This window comes from Georgenia sp. AZ-5 (assembly GCF_043952095.1).
Classification (GTDB): Bacteria; Actinomycetota; Actinomycetes; order Actinomycetales; family Actinomycetaceae; genus Georgenia.
Genome location: NZ_JBINOU010000001.1, coordinates 366,529 through 384,553, shown reverse-complemented (window position 1 = coordinate 384,553; position 18,025 = coordinate 366,529). Strand labels below are relative to the sequence as shown.

Sequence of the window (18,025 nt, the reverse complement as noted above, 5' to 3'; positions counted from 1 at the left end):
TCGGGAAGGGACGGGCGCCTCGGCGCGTTCGGGCAGACGTGAGCACCGCCCTCGCCACCGCACCCGGACCCGTCGGCACGCGCGACAGGGTCCGCGTCGCCGACGTCGTCGTCATCGGCGCGGGCCAGGCCGGGCTCTCGGCCGCCTACCACCTGCGCCGGCACGGCTTCGTGGCCGCGCCCGCCGGGGGTGACGCCGCCGCGGAGGGAACGGGCCCGGACGAGGCAGACCCGGCAGGCGCGCCCGGGACCGGCCCGGTGAGGCAGGCGGACACGGCGGACGAGGCGGACCCCGGCCCGGCCGCGGCACGGACCTTCGTCGTGCTCGACGCCGAGGCCGGGCCGGGCGGGGCGTGGCGGCACCGGTGGCGGTCGCTCCGGATGGCCACGGTGAACAACATCTACGACCTGCCCGGCATGACGCAGCCCGAGGTCGACCCGTGCGAGCCGTCGGTCGAGGTGCTGCCCCGCTACTTCGCCGACTACGAGCGCGAGCTGGGCCTGAACGTGGTGCGCCCGGTCAAGGTGCAGGCCGTGCGCCGCGCCGACGACGACCCCGCCGGGCCGCTCCTCGTCGAGACCGACGCCGGCACGTGGTCGGCGCGGGCGGTGGTCAACGCGACCGGGACCTGGACCAAGCCGTTCTGGCCCCACTACGCGGGCCAGGAGGCCTTCCGCGGCCGCCAGCTGCACGTGGCCCAGTACGTCGCGGCGGAGGATTTCGCGGGCAAGCACGTGGTCGTCGTCGGCGGTGGGATCTCGGCCGTGCAGCTGCTCGAGGAGATCTCCCACGTGGCGAGCACGACCTGGGTCACCCGCCGCGAGCCCGTGTGGCGTGACGAGGACTTCGACCCCGAGGCGGGCCGGCGGGCCGTCGCGATGGTGGAGGAGCGGGTGCGCCGGGGCCTGCCGCCCCGCAGCGTGGTCTCCGTGACCGGGCTGATCTGGCGCCCGGAGCTCAGGGAGGCGGCCGAGCGGGGGGTGCTCGAGCGCCACCCCATGTTCACGCGGATCGAGCCGGACGGCGTGCGGATGGCCGACGGGACCTTCCAGCCGGCAGACGTCATCCTGTGGGCCACCGGGTTCCGCGCGGCGCTCGACCACCTGGCGCCCCTGCACCTGCGCGGCCACGGCGGCGGCATCACCATGGACGGCACCCAGGTGGCCGGGGAGCCGCGGCTGCACCTCATCGGGTACGGGCCGTCGTCGTCGACCGTGGGCGCCAACCGGGCGGGGCGCGACGCCGTGAACGCGATCACGCGCTACCTCGACCGGGAAGCTGCCTAGCCACCGGGCGGTGGCGCATCCCACCCCACGCACGGGCGGACCGGGCGGGGCGGGAGTGGGACGCTGAAGGACGTGCTCGACGTGCTGGCCTCCTCGCCCCTGCTGACGATGATGATCGTCGTCGCGCTCGGCACCCTCCTCGGCGCCGTGCCCTTCGGACCGGTCCGCTTCGGCGCGGCCGGCGCGCTGTTCGTCGGGCTGGCTGTCGGCGCGCTGGACCCGCGCCTGGGCGAAGGGCTGGGCCTGATGCAGACGCTCGGGCTGGCGCTGTTCGTCTACACCGTCGGTCTCGCGGCCGGGTCCGGGTTCTTCCGGGACCTGCGCCGCCAGCTGCCGCTCATGGGCGGGGCCGTGGTGGTGCTGGTCGTCGTCGCGGTGGTCGCGATCGTCGTCGGGGGGCTCCTGGGCCTGGCGCCGGCGCTCGGCTCCGGCGCCTTCGCCGGTGCCCTGACGTCCACGCCGGCCCTGGCCGCGGCCACGGCGCTGGCCGGGAACGACGAGCCGGCGGTGGGCTACTCGCTGGCCTACCCGGTCGGGGTCGTGGTGACGATCCTGCTGGTCGCCGCGGTCCTCGCGCGGCCCTGGCGCACCCACAAGGACCCGGACCCGGCGGCCGGCGTCGGGCTGGTGGACATCAGCGTCGAGGTGGAGCGGCCCACCCGCATGCGAGACATCCCCGGCTTCGGGGACAACCGGGTCCGGCTGTCCTACCTGGCCCGCGCGGGCGAGACCCGCGTGGTGGCCCCGGACGAGGAGCTGCGGGCCGGCGACCGGGTCGTCGTCGTCGGGCCGGCCGAGGCGGTGGCCGCGGCCCGGGACTACCTCGGGCACCGCGTCAGCCAGCACCTCGCGGACGACCGCAGCACCGTGCACTTCCGCCGGTTCTTGCTCTCCGACTCCCGGGTGGCCGGCCGCGCCGTCGGCGACCTGGACGTGCCCGGCCGCTTCCACGGCGTCGTCACCCGGGTGCGGCGCGGCGACCTGGACCTGCTCGCCTCCGACGACCTCGTGCTGGAGCTCGGCGACCGGGTGCGCGTGGTGGCGCCGCGGCAGGAGTTCCCGGGGATCTCCGCGCTGTTCGGCGACTCCGAGCGCAAGGTCAGCGAGGTCGACGCCCTGTCGCTGGGGATCGGCCTGGCCCTCGGGCTGCTCGTGGGGCTCGTGTCGATCCCCCTGCCGGGCGGGATCACCTTCGCGCTAGGCTCAGCCGCCGGGCCGCTGGTGGTCGGGATGGTCCTCGGCCGCCTGGAGCGCACCGGCCCGCTGGTGTGGGGCCTGCCCAGCTCCGCGAACCTGACGCTGCGGCAGCTCGGCCTGCTGCTCTTCCTCGGCGCCACCGGCCTGGCCTCCGGGCAGGCGTTCGCCGCCCAGGCGTTCACCGGGCTGGGCCTGCGGGTGGTGGCCGTCGCCGCCGTCCTCAGCGTGGTGGGGGCGGTGCTGTTCCTCGTGCTCGCGCGGGCCGTCGGGACGAGCGCGCCGCGCGCGGCGGGCGGGCTCGCGGGGTTCGTCGGCCAGCCGGCGATCCTCGCCTACGCCAACAGCCGCACGGTCGACGAGCGGATCGACGCCGGCTACGCCGCGCTCTTCGCGCTGGGCATCATCGTGAAGATCCTGCTGGTGCAGGTGATCGGCTCGGTCTGAGCCGGGCCGTGCGCGGCTCCCCGCGACGTCGGCCCGCGCGGGGCGGGGCGTCCGGGCCGACGGCGGGACCCGGCGTGCCCGCGGTTCCTCACGCGGTCCCGAACGGGTTGTCGATCGCGAACATCGCCGGGGTCGGTGATCGGCATGCTGAGCTCCTCTGACGGCCAGGCGCCGGACGCTCCGTCGGGCCTCGACGCGCGGAGTGCGCGCAGTGTGGAGGCGGTAGCCGGGCACGGCAACGGCGGTGCGCCCTCGCCTGCCCAGCCGGTCTGCGCGCTTCCGCGCTGGTCGCTGTTCGAGGGACCGCCGTTCGCGGGACCGCCCGGCGCCGGCCGTCGGAGCGGCACCGGCATCGGCGCATGACATCTCGCCGGCGAGGGGGACGGCGAGGGGTGGGCCCGGCCGTCGCGGTCGGGGCTGGTCAGAGCTCGGCGAGGGCCTTGCGGATGCGCTTGTCGGAGACCTTCACAGGGGTGCCGAGCTGCTGGGCGAAGAAGCTCACTCGGAGTTCCTCGATCAGCCAGCGCACCCGGTCCAGGCCGGCCTCGCTGGCCGGGTCGGGAGCCAGGCGGGAGCGTGCCTCCACCGCCGTGTCGTAGGCGTCCTCGAGCTCGCCGACCTTCCACGCCAGGTCCGCGTCCTGGTGCACGTTGACCTGCGCCCGCTCGATGCGGCGCTGCGCCGCCCTGAGGTACCGCGGCAGGTGCACCAGCTGGCCGGGCGGGGTCGCCGAGACGAACCCCGGGTAGACGAGGCGCGCCACCTGGTCCCGCACCTCGGTGAGCGTGTTGAGCAGGAACATCGAGGTGGCGCCCTTGATGGTCGCCTCGAGGTCGCGATGCGCCTCCAGCGTCGCCACGACCTGGCCGATGACGCGGTGCACCCGCTCCTCCAGGTGGGCGCGCACGTGCGCCACGAGCTCGCCGTGGGCGTCGGCGTCGACGACCGGCCGGCCGCCGTGGGCGGCTGTCCACTCGTCCACCAGCGCCCCGACGGCGGCCAGCTGCACGTCGGCGACCAGCTCGTCGGTGTTCCGGTAGGGGCTGGCCGCGAGCGTCAGCGCCTCCTTGCCGGTCCACCGGGTAGTCACCCGCTGAGTGTTCAGCGCCGTCTCGATCAGCACCAGGCGGCGCAGGCCGAGGCGGTGGGCGCGGGCCTGCTCCGCGGCGTCCGCGAGGACCCGCAGCGCCACGGTGGGCGCGCCGCGCCCGGGGGCGGCCAGGCCGCCGCCCTGCCCCTTGCCGCCCTGCCCCTTGCCGGGGCCCTTCGCGCCCGGGCCACCGGCGGCCCCGCCGGCGCGGACCTCCACCAGCGCCGGGTACCCGCGCACCACGAGCCCCTGCGGCCCGGTGGACTCCACCTGCCGCGGGATCGCCCCGCCCGGCACGTCCGGCCAGGTGGTCAGGTCCTCCTGCTCGGGCAGCATGACCGAGCCCGATCGCGCCACAAGCGGGGCGGATGTGGCGTCCCCGCCCGCGCGGGCCGCCTCATCCGTCCCACCGGCACCGGTTGTGGCGCGATCCGCGCGACCCTCGCCGCCGGCGCGCGCCTGAGCCTCCTCCATGGCCACCCGCACGGCACCGCGCACCGCCGCGCGGACGGCCTGCTGCGCCTGCGGGGCCAGCTCGCGCTGCAGCGCCACGAGGTTCTTCCCCTCCGACAGCACCGCGCCGCGCTCGGAGAGCACCCGGAACGTCATGCGCAGGTGGGCGGGGAGCTTCTCGTCGTCCCAGGCGTCGTCGGGGATCTCCACCTCGCGCAGCCGCCGCACGGCGTCGGCGAAGGCGCGGTGGTAGGACGGCGCCCCGTCGGGTGCGGGCGCCACCTCCTCCCACGGCGGCAGCAGGTCCACGACCTGCCGGGCGACGTCCGGGGCGGGCACGAGCTGGACGCGGACCTTCTTGGGCAGGGCCCTGATGGTCGCCGTCGCCAGCTCCAGCGCCAGGCCGGGGACCATCCAGTCGAACCCGTCGGGCCGCAGCCGCGAGAGGACCGCGACCGGCACGTGCACGGTCACGCCGTCGGCGTAGCTGCCGGGCTCGAACTGGTAGGTCAGCGGCAGCGTGAGGTCGCCCTGGCGCCAGGCGTCGGGGAAGTCCGCGCCGCTGACGGCGCCGGCGTCGGGGACGAGCAGGTCGAGGGTGAAGGTGAGCAGGTCCGGGTCCTCGCGGCGGGCCTTCTTCCACCAGGCGTCGAAGTGCCGGGCGGAGACGACCGTGTCCGGGATCCGCTCGTCGTAGAAGGCGAACAGGCCGTCCTCGTCGAGCACGAGGCCGCGGCGCCGTGCCCGGGCCTCGTACTCCTCCGCCTCGGCGAGCAGCTCGCGGTTGCGGGCGTAGAACTGGTGGTGGGTGCGCCACTGGCCGCCCACGAGCGCCTCGCGGATGAACATCTCGCGGGCCAGCTCGCGGGCGGTGACGTCGCCGACCGGGGTGTCGCCCAGGCGGCCGAGCAGCACCGGCCGGTCGGCCACCAGGGTCATGCCGTAGAGCAGCACCTTCTCCTTGACCATGGCCGCGCCGTGCTTGCTCGACCAGTAGGGCTCGGAGTAGGTGCGCTTGAGCAGGTGGCCGGCCAGCGGCTCGATCCAGTCGGGCTGGACGCGCGAGACGGTCCGGGCGAACAGCCGGGAGGTCTCCACCAGCTCGGCGGCCATCACCCACGCCGGGGTCTTCTTCGCCAGGCCGGAGCCGGGCCAGATGACGAACCGGGTGCCGCGGGCGCCGGCGTACTCGCGGCGCCGCTCGTCCCAGGAACCGAGGTTGGACAGCAGCCCCACCAGCAGGGACTTGTGCACCGCGTCGGCGCTCGCGGCGTCGCTGCCCTGCCCGACGGCGACCACGGCCCGGGCGGGGTCCGGCCGCCCGTCGGGCGCCCGCTCCGCCGTTGCCGCGATCTGCTCGGCGTGGGGCAGGGCGAGGGGCCGCATGGTCAGCCCGAGCGGCTTGGCGAGCTGGCGCAGCTGGGCGACGACGTCCTGCCACTCCCGCACCCTCAGGTAGTTGAGGAACTCCGCCCGGCACAGCCGGCGGAACGCCGAGCCGGAGAGGTCCCGCTGCTGGGTGCGCAGGTAGCGCCACAGGTTGAGGTACGCGAGGAAGTCGGAGGTCGGGTCGGTGAACCGGCGGTGCTTCTCGTCGGCGGCCTGCTGGTGCTCGCTGGGGCGCTCGCGGACGTCCTGCACCGAAAGGGCGGCGACGATGACCATGACCTCGGCCGCGCAGCCATTGCGCTCGGCCTCCAGCAGCATGCGGCCCAGCCGCGGGTCGATGGGCAGCTGCGCGAGCTGCCGGCCGATCTTCGTCAGCCGCTGGCGCGGGTCGGCCGCGTGCGGATCCAGCGCGCCGATCTCGTGCAGCAGCTGGACGCCGTCGCGGACCGCGCGGGTGTCCGGCGGGTCGACGAACGGGAACCGCGCGATGTCGCCCAGGTTCAGGGCCGCCATCTGCAGGATGACCGCGGCCAGGGACGTCCGCAGGATCTCCGGCTCGGTGTACTCCGGCCGCGCCTCGAAGTCCGCCTGGGAGTACAGGCGGATGGCGATGCCGTCGGCCACGCGCCCGCAGCGGCCCGAGCGCTGGTTGGCGCTGGCCTGCGAGACGGGCTCGATGGGCAGGCGCTGCACCTTGGTGCGGTTGGAGTACCGCGAGATGCGGGCGGTGCCGGGGTCGATGACGTACCGGATGCCCGGCACCGTGAGGGACGTCTCGGCGACGTTGGTGGCCAGCACGATGCGGCGGGTGGCGTGCGGCTCGAACACCCGGTGCTGCTCGGCGGAGGACAGCCGCGCGTACAGCGGCACCACCTCCACGGCCCCGGGCACCGGGGAACGTCCGCCGGGGGCCACGTAGCGCGGGCCGAGGTGCTCCTGCAGCGCCACGTGCGTGTCGCGGATCTCCCGCTCGCCGGAGAGGAACACCAGGATGTCGCCCGGTCCCTCGGCCATGAGCTCGTCGGCGGCCTGCACGATGCCGGTGACCTGGTCCAGCGGCTGCTCGCGGGCGGCGGCGCCCCGCCCGGCGTCCGCGTCGTCGTCCTCCGCGTCCTGCACGAGCGGGCGGTAGCGGATCTCCACCGGGTAGGTGCGCCCGGAGACCTCCACCACCGGCGCCGGCGCGATCAGCTCGCCGTCGGGCCGGCCTGCCTCGCGGGGGCCGAAGTGGGCGGCGAAGCGCTCGGCGTCGATGGTCGCCGAGGTGATGACGACCTTGAGGTCGGGGCGGCGCGGCAGCAGGTTGGCCAGGTAGCCGAGGATGAAGTCGATGTTGAGGGACCGCTCGTGGGCCTCGTCCACGATGATCGTGTCGTAGCGGCGCAGCAGCGGGTCGCGCTGGATCTCGGCCAGCAGGATGCCGTCGGTCATGAGCTTGACGAGGGTGATGGGGGAGACCTGGTCGGTGAACCGGACCTGGTAGCCCACGGCGCCGCCGAGCTCGACCCCGAGCTCCTCGGCGATGCGCTCGGCCACGGTGCGCGCGGCGATCCGCCGCGGCTGGGTGTGCCCGATGGTGCCGGCGACGCCCCGGCCGAGCTCGAGGCAGATCTTCGGGAGCTGGGTGGTCTTCCCCGACCCGGTCTCGCCCGCGACGATGACGACCTGGTGGTCGCGGATGGCGGCGGCGATCTCGTCGCGGCGGGCGGAGACGGGCAGCTGCTCGGGATACGTGATGTGGGGCAGCGCGGCCCGCCGGGCCTCGAGCTGCTCGGGGGACCAGGGCCGGAAGCCGTCGCGGCGCCGGCCGTCGCCGGGGCGCCGGCCGTTCCCGTCCTGGCCGTCGCCGGGGCGCTGACCGTTCCTGTCCTGGCCGTTGCGGGCACGCTGACCGTCGCCGCCGCCCTGCGCCCGTCCACCGCCCGGCCCTCCGCCGCGGCGACGGCGCGGGGCGCGCCGCTCCGACGGCGCCTCCGCCGTCGTCGTGCCCTCTTCCGCGCTCACGGTGTCCCATTGTCACCGATCAGCGCGGTGGCCACCCGTCCGCTCGGCCCAGGGCGAAACGGCGGCCGGGGGGCCGGCGTCGGCCTCGATGAACTGCCGAAGGCCTACGGCAGCCCCGGGCGGCTCCGGGAGGGCGCCCGCCTCTTCGGACCGGGAGTCCCGGCCTCGGCGACGGACCGTGCACGGGGGAGGTCCGGTGCGGTATCCGCACCGGACCCCATGGTCGGCTGGACGTGGTCAGCGCGCCCCGACGAGCTCATCCGGCCGGCGGGCGCTGTCCGTCTCGTCAGCACCGTCCGGTGCTGCATGCGGGTCGGCGGCGTGCGGGTCGGCGGTGATGCTGGCCTCGTCGAACGGGTCCTGCCCGTCCAGCACGCGGCGGACCTGACCGAGGTCGACCTCGCGCACCCACTTGCCGAGCAGCAGCGTGGCGACGGCGTTGCCGGTGAAGTTCGTCAGTGCGCGGGCCTCGGACATGAACCGGTCGATGCCCACGATCAGGCCGACGCCGTCGAGCAGGTCCGGGCGGTGCGACTGCAGGCCGGCGGCCAGGGTCGCGATGCCCGCGCCGGAGACGCCGGCCGCGCCCTTGGACGCGATGATCATGAAGACGAGCAGCGAGATCTGCTCGGCCAGGGCGAGCGGATTGCCCATGGCCTCGGCGACGAACAGCGCGCCCATCGTCAGGTAGATGGCGGTGCCGTCGAGGTTGAAGGAGTAGCCCGTCGGGACCGTCACGCCGACCACCGGCTTCGAGATGCCCAGGTGCTCCATCTTCGCGATCAGCCGCGGCAGGGCCGCCTCCGAGGAAGAGGTCGAGAAGATCAGCAGGTACTCCCGGCCGAGGTACCTCATCAGCTTGAAGATGCTGACGCCGGTGAAGGCGCGGAGCAGGCCGCCGAGGACGACGACGATGAACAGGGCGCAGGTGACGTAGAAGGCGCCCATGAGCGTGGCCATCGAGACGATCGCCTGCACGCCGGTCTCGCCGACCACTGCGGCGATGGCGCCGAAGGCCCCGATGGGCGCGACCCACATAATCATCATGAGCAGGCGGAACACCAGCGACTGGGCGTAGGTGATGGCCTTGAGGACCGGCTTGCCCGCGGCGCCCATCCGCTGCAGGGCGAACCCGCAGAGCAGGGCGACCAGCAGGGTCTGCAGGATGTTGCCGGAGGTCAGCGAGCTGATCAGCGTCGTCGGGATGATGGCGAGGAGAAACCCGGTGGTGCCGCCGGCGTGCTCGCTGTCGGTGGGCACCTCGTAGCTGGTGCTGCCCAGGTGCAGGCCCGAGCCGGGGTGGATGAGATTGCCGACGACGAGCCCGATGGCGAGGGCGAACGTCGACATCGTGATGAAGTAGGCCAGCGCCATGCCGCCCACCTTGCCGACGGTCGCGGCCTTGGCGATCGATCCGACGCCGAGCACGATCGTGCAGAAGATGACCGGGGCGATCATCATCTTGATGAGCGCGATGAAGGCGGTGCCCAGCGGCTTGAGGGCGACGGCGGCGTCGGGTGCGGCGAGGCCGAGGATCGCGCCCGCGACCACCGCGGCGATGACCGACATGTACAGCCAGTGGGTCTTGTCCTTCTTCGGCGATCGCCCGGCCGGGGCCTGGCGATCGGTGATGTCCACAGCCATGGGTCCTCCTTGACAAGGGTCTGAGCGGACGGTGCGCCGGCGGCGCTACCGTGACGACTGTCACATCTAGGTCCCCGGGACTTCTTCTTGCGTTCATAGAGTTCGCGAGGGCGGTCGACCGGGGAGGGAAGAAGCGAGAAGTGAAGGGCTGGAGCGTCGCGCTGCGGGTCTTCGTGCTCCAGCTGGTCGCGGTGCTCGTGGCGACCGCCGGGGTCGGTTACCTGCTCTGGCAGAACAACGCCCGCGCGAACTACGACGAGGCGGCGGCCCGCAGCCGCACGCTCGCCACCGCCGTCGCGGACGACCGGTTCGTGCGGGAGGCGGTGACCTCCGCGGATCCGGCGGCCACCCTCTCTGAGCCGATCGAGGAGCTCCGCCGGGACGCCGGCGCCGACTTCATCACCGTGATGGCGCCCGACGGCACCCGATTCACCCACCCCGACCCCGCCCAGGTGGGCGGGACCTACCGGGGCACCCGCGCGCCCGCGCTGGCGGGGGAGACCTACAGCGAGACCTTCACCGGCACCCTCGGCCCCTCGGTCCGGGCCATCGCCCCGGTGCGGGACGACGACGGCGACATCGTCGCGCTGGCGGCGGCCGGCATCACGGTAGAACGGGTGAACCTCGCGACGGCGCGGGACGTTCCCGGGGTGGTCGCCCTCGGCGCCGTCGTCCTGCTCCTCGGCGCGGCCGGGTCCGCGCTGGTGGCCCGGTACCTCTGGCGGGCGACCCTCGGCCGGGGCCCGCAGGAGCTCGCACGGCTGCACGTTCTCGCCGACGCCACCCTGCACACCGCCCGCGAGGGCCTCCTGCTCGTCGACGGCGACGGGACGGTGCAGCTCTTCAACGACCGCGCCGCCGAGCTCCTGGACCTGCCGGCCACCCTGAGCGCCGACGACCTGCCCCTGCCCCTCACCGACATCGACCTGCCGCCGACCGTCCGCGACGTGCTGGTCTCCGGCGCGAGCGTCGAGGACCAGCTGCACATCACCGACACCCGTGTGCTCCACGTGACCCAGCGCCCGGTCACCGCCGGCCGGACCAGCCCACGCCGGCTGCGCCGCGCGCCGGTGGAGGAGAAGCCGACCGGGCGGGTGCTCGTGCTGGGCGACCACACCGAGGTCAGCCGGCTCAGCGGACAGCTCGACACCGCCCGGACCCTGGCGACGGCGCTGCGCGCCCAGACCCACGAGCACGCCAACCGGCTGCACACCATCGTCTCCCTCCTCGAGCTCGGCCGGAGCCGGGAGGCCCTGGACTTCGCCGCCGCCGACCTCGGCGGCACGCAGCGGCTCACCGACGAGGTCATCACCGCGGTGGACGAGCCGTTCGTCAGCGCCCTCCTCCTCGGCAAGACGGCCGCCGCGAACGAGCGGGGCGTGCACCTCGACGTCGTCGTGACCGGCCAGGTGGGCGGCCTGCACGTCCCGCCCACCGAGCTCCTCACGGTGATCGGCAATCTGGTGGACAACGCCATCGACGCCGCGGCCGGCAGCGCGGAGGCGACCGTGGAGGTCGATCTCAGTGAGATCCCGGCCGGCCTGCGGATCCGCGTGGCGGACACGGGCCCGGGGGTGCCCGAGGACGGCGACGCCTTCGCCCTGGGGACCACGTCCAAGGGGGCCGGACCAGAGGGCCGGGGCGTCGGCCTGGCGCTCGTCCGGCAGACGGTCGCCCGGCTCGGCGGGAGCGTCACGGCCTACAACGACGGCGGGGCGGTGTTCGTCGTGGAGCTCCCGCGGCACGCGGGCGACCGGTCCGGTGGACGGGTCCCGCACTCCGGGGTGTCCGGCGGCGGGGTGACGGCGTGAGCGGGGGCGAGGTGACGGGTGGACCGCGGCCCGTCCGGGTGCTCGTCGTCGAGGACGAGGAGCTGACCGCCGCGGCGCACGCGGAGTACGTGGCGCGTCTCGACGGTTTCGAGGTCGCCGCGACGGCGCGAAACGCCCGTGCGGCCCTGGAGGCCGTCGCCCGGTCCCGGGACACCGGCCGGCCCGTCGACCTCGTGCTGCTCGACATGAACCTGCCCGACCGGCCCGGGCTCGACGTCGCCCGGCTGATCCGCGGGTCGGGCACGGAGGTCGACATCATGGTGATCAGCGCGGCCAACGACGTCCCGACCGTGCGGGCCGCCGCGACCACCGGCATCGTCGGTTACCTCATCAAGCCGTTCGCCTTCGCTGACTTCGCCGCGAAGATGCGCGGGTACCGCACCTACCGTCGGGCGCTGTCCGCCGGCCGACCGGGCGCCGTCGCACAGGACGAGGTGGACCGGGCCCTCGCGGCGCTGCACCACGACGCCTCCGTCGGGGTGCCCAAGGGCATGGCACCCGAGACCCTCGATCGGATCACGAAGCTGCTCCGCGAGGGTGACCGTGCGTGCTCGGCGAGCGAGCTGGCGGAGCGGCTGGGCATCTCGCGGGTCACCGCCCGGCGTTATCTCGAGCACCTCGCGCGGGTGCACCAGGTGACGCGGGCGCCCCGGCACGGGCAGGCCGGGCGCCCCGAGCTGGAGTACCGCTGGTCGAGCTAGTGACTGATCAGCCGCCTCGCAGCGGCCGCAGCGCCGCGCTCCAGGCGACCACCTGGTCCAGCACGCCCGTGAGGATGTCGGCGTGGATGGGCGTCGGGGCCACCTCGTCGCCGTCGAAGTCCGCGGCGAGGTCGAGGAAGAGCTGCTCGCGCACGTCGGCGACCTGCAGCTCGCCCATGACGGTGCGCAGGTGCTCGACGGCGCGCACCCCGCCGGCGCTGCCGTAGCTGACGAACGCGGCGGCCTTGTTGTTCCACTCGGCGTAGAGGTAGTCCAGCGCGTTCTTCAGCGCGCCGGGGATGCCGTGGTTGTACTCGCCGGTGACGAACACGAACCCGTCGAAGGTGGCGACCTTCGCCGCCCACGCCTGGGTGTGCGGCTCGCGGTACTGCCCCATCGAGGGCGGCACGGGCTCGTCGAGCAGCGGCAGGTGCTGGTCGCGGATGTCGACCAGCTCGAACTCCGCGTCGGTGCGGCGGCGGGCCTGGGAGAACACCCACTCGCCGACGGAGTCGCCCACCCGGTTCGGCCGCGTCGTGCCGATGATCACCGCGATCCTCGTCATGTCCCCACCTCGTCGTGCCGACGTGACAGGCCCATCGTGGCCGGGCCGGTCGGTCGCGGCAAGCCGTTGCCGCCCCCGCCGGCCACGCCCGGCCTACGCTCGGCGCGTGAGCGCGGAGCGGGCCGGTCTCGGCGGGGGCGTCGTCGTCCTGCTCGCGGCGGTCACCGCCATGGCCCCGATGACGCTGAGCTTCTACCTGCCCGCCCTGCCGCTCATCGCCGCCGAGCTCGACGCCGGCCCGGCCCAGGTGCAGCTCACGGTCACCGCGGCCCTCGTCGGGCTGGCGGCGGGCCAGCTGCTCATCGGGTCCGTGTCCGACGCGACCGGGCGGCGCCCGCCGCTGCTGGTGGCCTTCGGCGGGTACGTCGTGACCAGCCTGGTGATCGCCGTCGTGCACGCGGTGACGCTGCTGGTGGCGCTGCGCTTCCTCCAGGGTTTCCTCGCCGCCGCCGGGCTGGTGGTCGCGCTGGCCGTCGTGCGCGACGTCTACGAGGGCGTGGCCGTGGGGAAGATGTTCTCCCGGCTGCTCCTCGTCGTCGGCGTGGCCCCGGTGCTCGCGCCGGCGCTCGGCGCACAGGTGCTCCTCGCCGGGTCCTGGCGGCTCCTGTTCGTCGTGCTGGCCGCCGCAGGCGCCGTCCTGCTGGTGCTGGTGGCGCTGACCATGCCCGAGTCGCTGCCCCCGCCGCGGCGCCGGGCCGGCGGCACCGCGGGCGCGGTCCGCTCCTACGCCGCGCTGCTGCGGGACCGGACCTTCCGCGGCCTGGTCGTCGTCGCGGGCCTGGCAATGGCGGGCTTCTTCACGTACGTCGCCGCCTCGACCTTCCTCTTCCAGCAGACCTACGGGCTCACGGCGCAGCAGTACGCGCTGGTCTTCGGCCTCGGCGCCCTGACGGTGACGGCGGGCACACAGGTCGCCGGGGCGCTCATGGGCCGCGTCGGCGGCACCCGGATCGTGGGCGGCGCGCTGGCCGTGGCGCTGGCCGGGGCGACGGCGATCGGCGTCGTCGCCGCGACGGTGGGCACCGGGCCCGGCCGGCTGGGGCCGCTGCTCGCCGCGCTGCTGCCCACGATCTGCGCCGTCGGCATGCTGCTGCCCGCCGTCCCGGGCCTGGCCCTGGCGCTCCAGGCGCACGACGCCGGCAGCGCGGCGGCGCTCGTCGGCGCCTCCCAGTTCGGGATGGCCGCCCTCGGCGCCCCGCTCACCGGGCTGCTTGGCGAGTCCGTTGGCACCATGGCCGCCGTCATGGTCGTGGCCTTCGCGGCGGCGGCTGCCGTGATGGCCGCCGTGGCGCGCGGCCGCCCGGCGCTGTGACGCCGGTCATCGGCTCACGGCCCCGTCCGGGGCGGCGGGACCCGTCGATGACCCCGCGGAATGGCGGGCGGCCCGCCGCGGTTGACCGGACCGGGCCCGTCCGGGCCACGACCGACCGAGGGAGCAACGCGCATGTCCACCCCCACCATCGACGCCGACGCCGTCCTGTGGTCGGCCCCCGCCACCGAGCGGGCGGACCGGCCGCTGCTCGTGCTCATGCACGGCTACGGCTCCAACGAGCGGGACCTGTTCGCGCTGGCTCAGTACCTGCCGGAGCGCTACGTCGTGGCCTCCCTGCGCGCGCCCGGCACCAACCAGTTCGGCTACGAGTGGTTCTCCCTCGGCGGCGAGCTCGCCGGCGGGAAGGGGAACGTCGAGAACGAGACCACCAACCGGCTGCGCGCGGAGGGGGCGAACGCGGCCGCGGGGGCCGTGCGGGCCTGGCTGGACACCACCCTCTCCGGGTTCACCGCCGTGGGCCTCGGCGGGTTCTCCCAGGGCGGCGCCATCGCCACGCAGGTGCTGCGTCAGGATCCGGAGCGGGTCGGCTTCGTCGTCAACCTCTCCGGGTTCGTCGCGCCGGGGGAGGTCGACGGCGACACGGTGCTCGCCGAGCGCCGCCCGCCGGTGCTGTGGGCCCGCGGCGACGCCGACCAGGTGATCGCCCCGTTCCTGGTCGAGCGCACCGCCGCCTGGCTGCCCGGGCACGCCAGTCTCACCGCGCGCGTCTACCCGGGCCTGGGCCACGGCATCTCCGCGGACACCGTGGCCGACCTCGTCGCCTTCCTCGACGGTCCCGCCGGCGCCTGAGACCGGGTGCCAGACTCGGCGCATGGAGATCACCCCGCCCGAGGACGAGGCGCTGGAGCTGTTCTGGGCCCGGGCCCGCAAGGTGGCCGGGCTGACCCGGCTCGACGTCGTCGTCGGGGAGAGCGAGCTCGCCGCCCTCATCCCGCCGGCGTGGTCCTTCGGCACCGACGCGGAGGAGGCCGACGAGCTGCTCGCGCTCGTCGTCGCCGGCGTGAAGACGGCGACGGCCAGCGCCCTGTGGGAGTGGGAGGCCGAGGGCGAGGAGCTGCCTCACCCCGGCGACCTGTCCATCGTGTGCGACGGGTCCGGCGAGCCGCGGCTGCTCGTGCGCACCACCGGGGTCGACGTGGTGCCTTTCGACCAGGTCGGTCCGGAGCACGCCGCCGCCGAGGGCGAGGGCGACCGCAGCCTGGAGCACTGGCGCCGCGTGCACGAGAAGTACTTCGCGGCGGTCCTGGAGCCCTACGGCCGCGCGTTCGCGCCGGACATGCCCGTGGTGCTGGAGACCTTCACGGTCGTCTACCCGCTGCCCCGCCGGCGCTGGTGAAGCCGGGCCGGGTCCGCGCCCCCCTGCGACGCGGAACCGGCCCCTCCGAGGCACCCGCCCAGTGTGGGAGGTCACGGGCCCGTCCGCATCTCGAGGGCCGAAGGGTCCCGGAGACGGCGCTCAGGGCGGGCGGGCGAGAGCCGGCTGAACGGTCCCCCTGCGCGCCCTCCGGCTGACACACTGAAGAGGTGCGGGTGATCGGCTGGCTCCTGGCCCTCGTGCTGGCGGCCGCCGCCGTGCTCACGCTCAACCCGGAGTGGCTCGCCCGCGCCCGGCCGGACTGGGCCGGCGTGACGATGACCTACCCCGTCTCCCAGCTCATCGCGCTGCGGCCGCTGCTCGCCGGTGTCTTCCTCATCCTCGCGCTCGTGCTGCTGGTGGTCGGCGTCGTGCGCCGGCGCTGGTTCCGCCGCGGCGTCAAGTCCTTCGTGCTCGCGGTGGTGTGCGCGGTCGTGGCCCTGGGGCATGCCGCGATCGTGGTGGAGCGCGGCCTGGACAACCAGGGCCGGCTCGCGGCCGACGACGGCGTGGGGCCGGACGGTGAGGGCACCGGGGAGATCACCGTGCTCGCCCTGAACACCGCCGAGGGGGACACCACCCCCGAGCAGGTCGCCGAGCTCGCCGCTGACAACGGCGCCGACGTGCTCGTCCTGCCCGAGACCCCCCGGCTCCTGGCCGAGCGGGTGGCGGGACTGCTCGCGGCCGACGGGGCGGAGTTCCAGCTCTTCGTCGCCGGCGCCACCGGCGGCCCGGCGGTGGGCGCCACCGCCGTCCTCGTCTCCGCCGCGCTCGGCCCCTACATCGAGACCCCGCCGCCGGACACCGTGCTCGGGGCGGTGCGGGCCGAGCCGGCCGACGGCGACGGCCCGGTCATCCTCGGCGTGCACCCGGTGGCGCCGGTCGCCCGGCGCACCCAGGACTGGCAGGCGGACCTGGAGGCCGTCACCGCGCTCTGCCGGGACGGCGCCGTTCCCGGCCTCGTCGTGGCGGGTGACCTGAACGCCACGCTCGACCACCGGCCGCTGCAGGACCTCGGCGCCTGCGCCGACGCCGCGGTCGCGACCGGGGTCGGCGGGGTCAGCACGTGGCCGGCCGCGCTGCCCGCCTGGTTCGGCTCCACCATCGACCACGTGCTCCACGACGCCTCGGCGTACGTCGTCACGGACGGCGCCGTCCTCGAGCGTGGCGGCAGCGACCACCGCGCCGTCGTCGTCCGGCTGCGCCCGGCCGGATGACCCCGTCAGTCGGGCAGGTGGGTGCCGAACCAGTCGATGGCCATCAGGGCGAGGCTGTCGAGGCGGTCGCGCATGCCGTGCTCGGCGCCGGTGACCACCTCCAGCCGGCTGCCCTCGGGCATGAGGTGCAGCCCCTCGCGGGTCAGCGCCACGAGGTCCGCCTCGGCCGGGGTGTCGCCGTACACGAACAGGGCCGGCACCCGCGCCCTGCCGAGCAGCTCGGCCTGGTCGATGAGGGAGTAGTCGGCGAGGGTCTCCCGTGAGATGACGCAGAACTCCCGGACCCGGGCGTCGTTGTCGTCGGGGATGCGGGTCACGCCGTGCGTCTCCAGCTCGTCGAGCTGCGTGGCCGAGAAGATCTCCTCCCACGGGTAGTTCAGCGGCCCGGTCAGCGCCCCGGTGAGCACCATGGCGCGGACGTCCCGCGGCTGGGCCTTGAGCGCCGCGAGCGTGCCGAAGGAGTGCGCGTGCAGGCCCTGGACCGGGTACCCCTGCTCGGTGAGCCAGGCCGAGGCGGAGCGCAGGTCCTCCACCTCGCCGGCCACCGTGACGACGTCGTCGTCGCTGGCCCCGCAGCCGGAGAAGTCGAACTGCAGGGTCGCGTAGCCGGCCGTGCGGTAGGCCGAGGCGAGGATGTCGAAGCGCAGCGAGGAGTGCCGGTCGGCGAGGAAGCCGTGGGCGAAGAGCACCGCGCGCCGGCCGGGCCCGGGCTCGAACGTCCCGGCCAGCCGGACGCCTCGCGGCGTCGTGATCGCGACCTCAGCCATGCCCCCACGGTAAAGGTCTGGTATCGCTCCGGCAGCGACCTGACGGGACGGTCTCGGGATCTGGGCCTCGCTCGTCCTCAATTCTGGGGACGGATGGCCGGACGTCGGGCGCCGCCGGCGGTCCCCCAGCGGGGAGCCGCCGTCAGCCGGCGAGCTGCGCCGCGAGCCCGGCGAGCGCGTCCTTCCAGAACCTCTTCGTCTCCGCCACGCGGTCGCCGTCACGGAGCCGGGTGTGGGCGACGGCCACGCGGACCTTCGCCCGGCCGTCCCGGCCCGGGGCGAGCGCGTCGAGGGTGATGGTCACCCGAGAGCCGTCGTCGGCCTGGAACCGCACGGACCTGGGCTCGGTGACGCCGGTGACCGGCATGTCCACGTCCAGCCAGTCGCTGCGCAGGTCGTCGTCGACGAGGTGCGGCCAGACGTGCTCGGGCGTGGCGTACACGGTCTTGGTGACGCCGGCCTCGAAGGTGCCGTCCCGGCGCTGGCCCGGCTCGCGCAGGCCCCGGGCCTGCTCGTACCCGACCGTGACCCCCTGAGCCCACCAGGCGTCGACGTCGTGCTCGCCCCCGAGCCACCGTGCGATGTGCCCGTGGTCCCACTCCTGCGCGCCCGCCTCGTCGAGCAGGGCGTACCACTCCTCCCGGGACCGGCCCGTGGCGGCCTTGAGCCGCTCGTCGCCGGCCTGCTGCTCCTGGCTGCGCGTGATCATGCGACCAGCGTAGAACGCGCGGCCCGCCTCATGAGGGGCG

Annotated in this window: 13 protein-coding genes; 8 read left to right on the top strand and 5 right to left on the bottom strand. The window is 74.9% G+C overall.

The features are described 5' to 3' along the window. Positions 1-113: 113 nt before the first annotated feature. Entirely contained in the window at positions 114-1,286 is a 1,173-nt protein-coding gene (locus tag ACF0H8_RS01810) for an NAD(P)-binding domain-containing protein (protein ID WP_395290789.1), read from the top strand. A gap of 72 nt (positions 1,287-1,358) precedes the next feature. Continuing rightward, on the top strand, positions 1,359-2,927 hold the full coding sequence (locus tag ACF0H8_RS01805; protein ID WP_395287290.1) for a TrkA C-terminal domain-containing protein: 1,569 nt from the start codon (positions 1,359-1,361) through the stop codon (positions 2,925-2,927). Positions 2,928-3,348: 421 nt separating this feature from the next. On the opposite strand, the gene hrpA is transcribed toward ACF0H8_RS01805, so the two are convergent. Together hrpA and ACF0H8_RS01795 are read right to left on the bottom strand one after the other, a co-directional pair. Beyond that, positions 3,349-7,863 carry an ATP-dependent RNA helicase HrpA gene (hrpA, locus tag ACF0H8_RS01800; RefSeq protein ID WP_395287289.1) on the bottom strand — a complete coding sequence of 1,505 codons (4,515 nt, stop codon included), beginning with the start codon at positions 7,861-7,863 and terminating at the stop codon, positions 3,349-3,351. 237 nt (positions 7,864-8,100) lie between these two features. Continuing rightward, complete coding sequence (locus ACF0H8_RS01795; protein ID WP_395287288.1) at positions 8,101-9,507, bottom strand: cation:dicarboxylate symporter family transporter; 1,407 nt, start codon at positions 9,505-9,507, stop codon at positions 8,101-8,103. Positions 9,508-9,647: 140 nt separating this feature from the next. Between ACF0H8_RS01795 and ACF0H8_RS01790 the strand changes: the two genes are divergently transcribed. After that, entirely contained in the window at positions 9,648-11,318 is a 1,671-nt protein-coding gene (locus ACF0H8_RS01790; RefSeq protein ID WP_395287287.1) for an ATP-binding protein, read from the top strand. Continuing rightward, entirely contained in the window at positions 11,315-12,040 is a 726-nt protein-coding gene (locus ACF0H8_RS01785; protein WP_395287286.1) for a response regulator, read from the top strand. Before ACF0H8_RS01790 ends, ACF0H8_RS01785 begins: the two co-directional genes overlap by 4 nt. A 7-nt stretch (positions 12,041-12,047) precedes the next feature. Here the strand turns inward: ACF0H8_RS01785 and ACF0H8_RS01780 are convergent, their stop codons facing one another. Beyond that, complete coding sequence (locus ACF0H8_RS01780) at positions 12,048-12,605, bottom strand: NADPH-dependent FMN reductase (RefSeq protein ID WP_395287285.1); 558 nt, start codon at positions 12,603-12,605, stop codon at positions 12,048-12,050. A 106-nt stretch (positions 12,606-12,711) separates the two neighbouring features. Here ACF0H8_RS01780 and ACF0H8_RS01775 point away from each other — a divergent pair, with 106 nt between their 5' ends. From ACF0H8_RS01775 to ACF0H8_RS01760, 4 genes are all read left to right on the top strand, one after another. Continuing rightward, positions 12,712-13,917, top strand: a complete 1,206-nt coding sequence (locus ACF0H8_RS01775; RefSeq protein ID WP_395287284.1) for a Bcr/CflA family efflux MFS transporter — start codon at positions 12,712-12,714, stop codon at positions 13,915-13,917. Positions 13,918-14,049: 132 nt separating this feature from the next. After that, positions 14,050-14,727, top strand: coding sequence for an alpha/beta hydrolase (locus ACF0H8_RS01770; protein WP_395287283.1), 678 nt, complete (start codon positions 14,050-14,052; stop codon positions 14,725-14,727). Between the two features lie 22 nt (positions 14,728-14,749). Further along, a complete protein-coding gene (locus ACF0H8_RS01765) occupies positions 14,750-15,274 on the top strand; it encodes an ASCH domain-containing protein (protein WP_395287282.1) in 525 nt (174 codons plus the stop codon). Positions 15,275-15,462: 188 nt separating this feature from the next. Further along, positions 15,463-16,509 carry an endonuclease/exonuclease/phosphatase family protein gene (locus ACF0H8_RS01760; RefSeq protein ID WP_395287281.1) on the top strand — a complete coding sequence of 349 codons (1,047 nt, stop codon included), beginning with the start codon at positions 15,463-15,465 and terminating at the stop codon, positions 16,507-16,509. A gap of 5 nt (positions 16,510-16,514) precedes the next feature. On the opposite strand, the gene ACF0H8_RS01755 is transcribed toward ACF0H8_RS01760, so the two are convergent. Then, positions 16,515-17,276, bottom strand: coding sequence for an alpha/beta hydrolase family protein (locus tag ACF0H8_RS01755; protein WP_395287280.1), 762 nt, complete (start codon positions 17,274-17,276; stop codon positions 16,515-16,517). Between the two features lie 142 nt (positions 17,277-17,418). Further along, positions 17,419-17,985, bottom strand: coding sequence for a hypothetical protein (locus tag ACF0H8_RS01750; protein ID WP_395287279.1), 567 nt, complete (start codon positions 17,983-17,985; stop codon positions 17,419-17,421). Between the last annotated feature and the right edge of the window lie 40 nt (positions 17,986-18,025).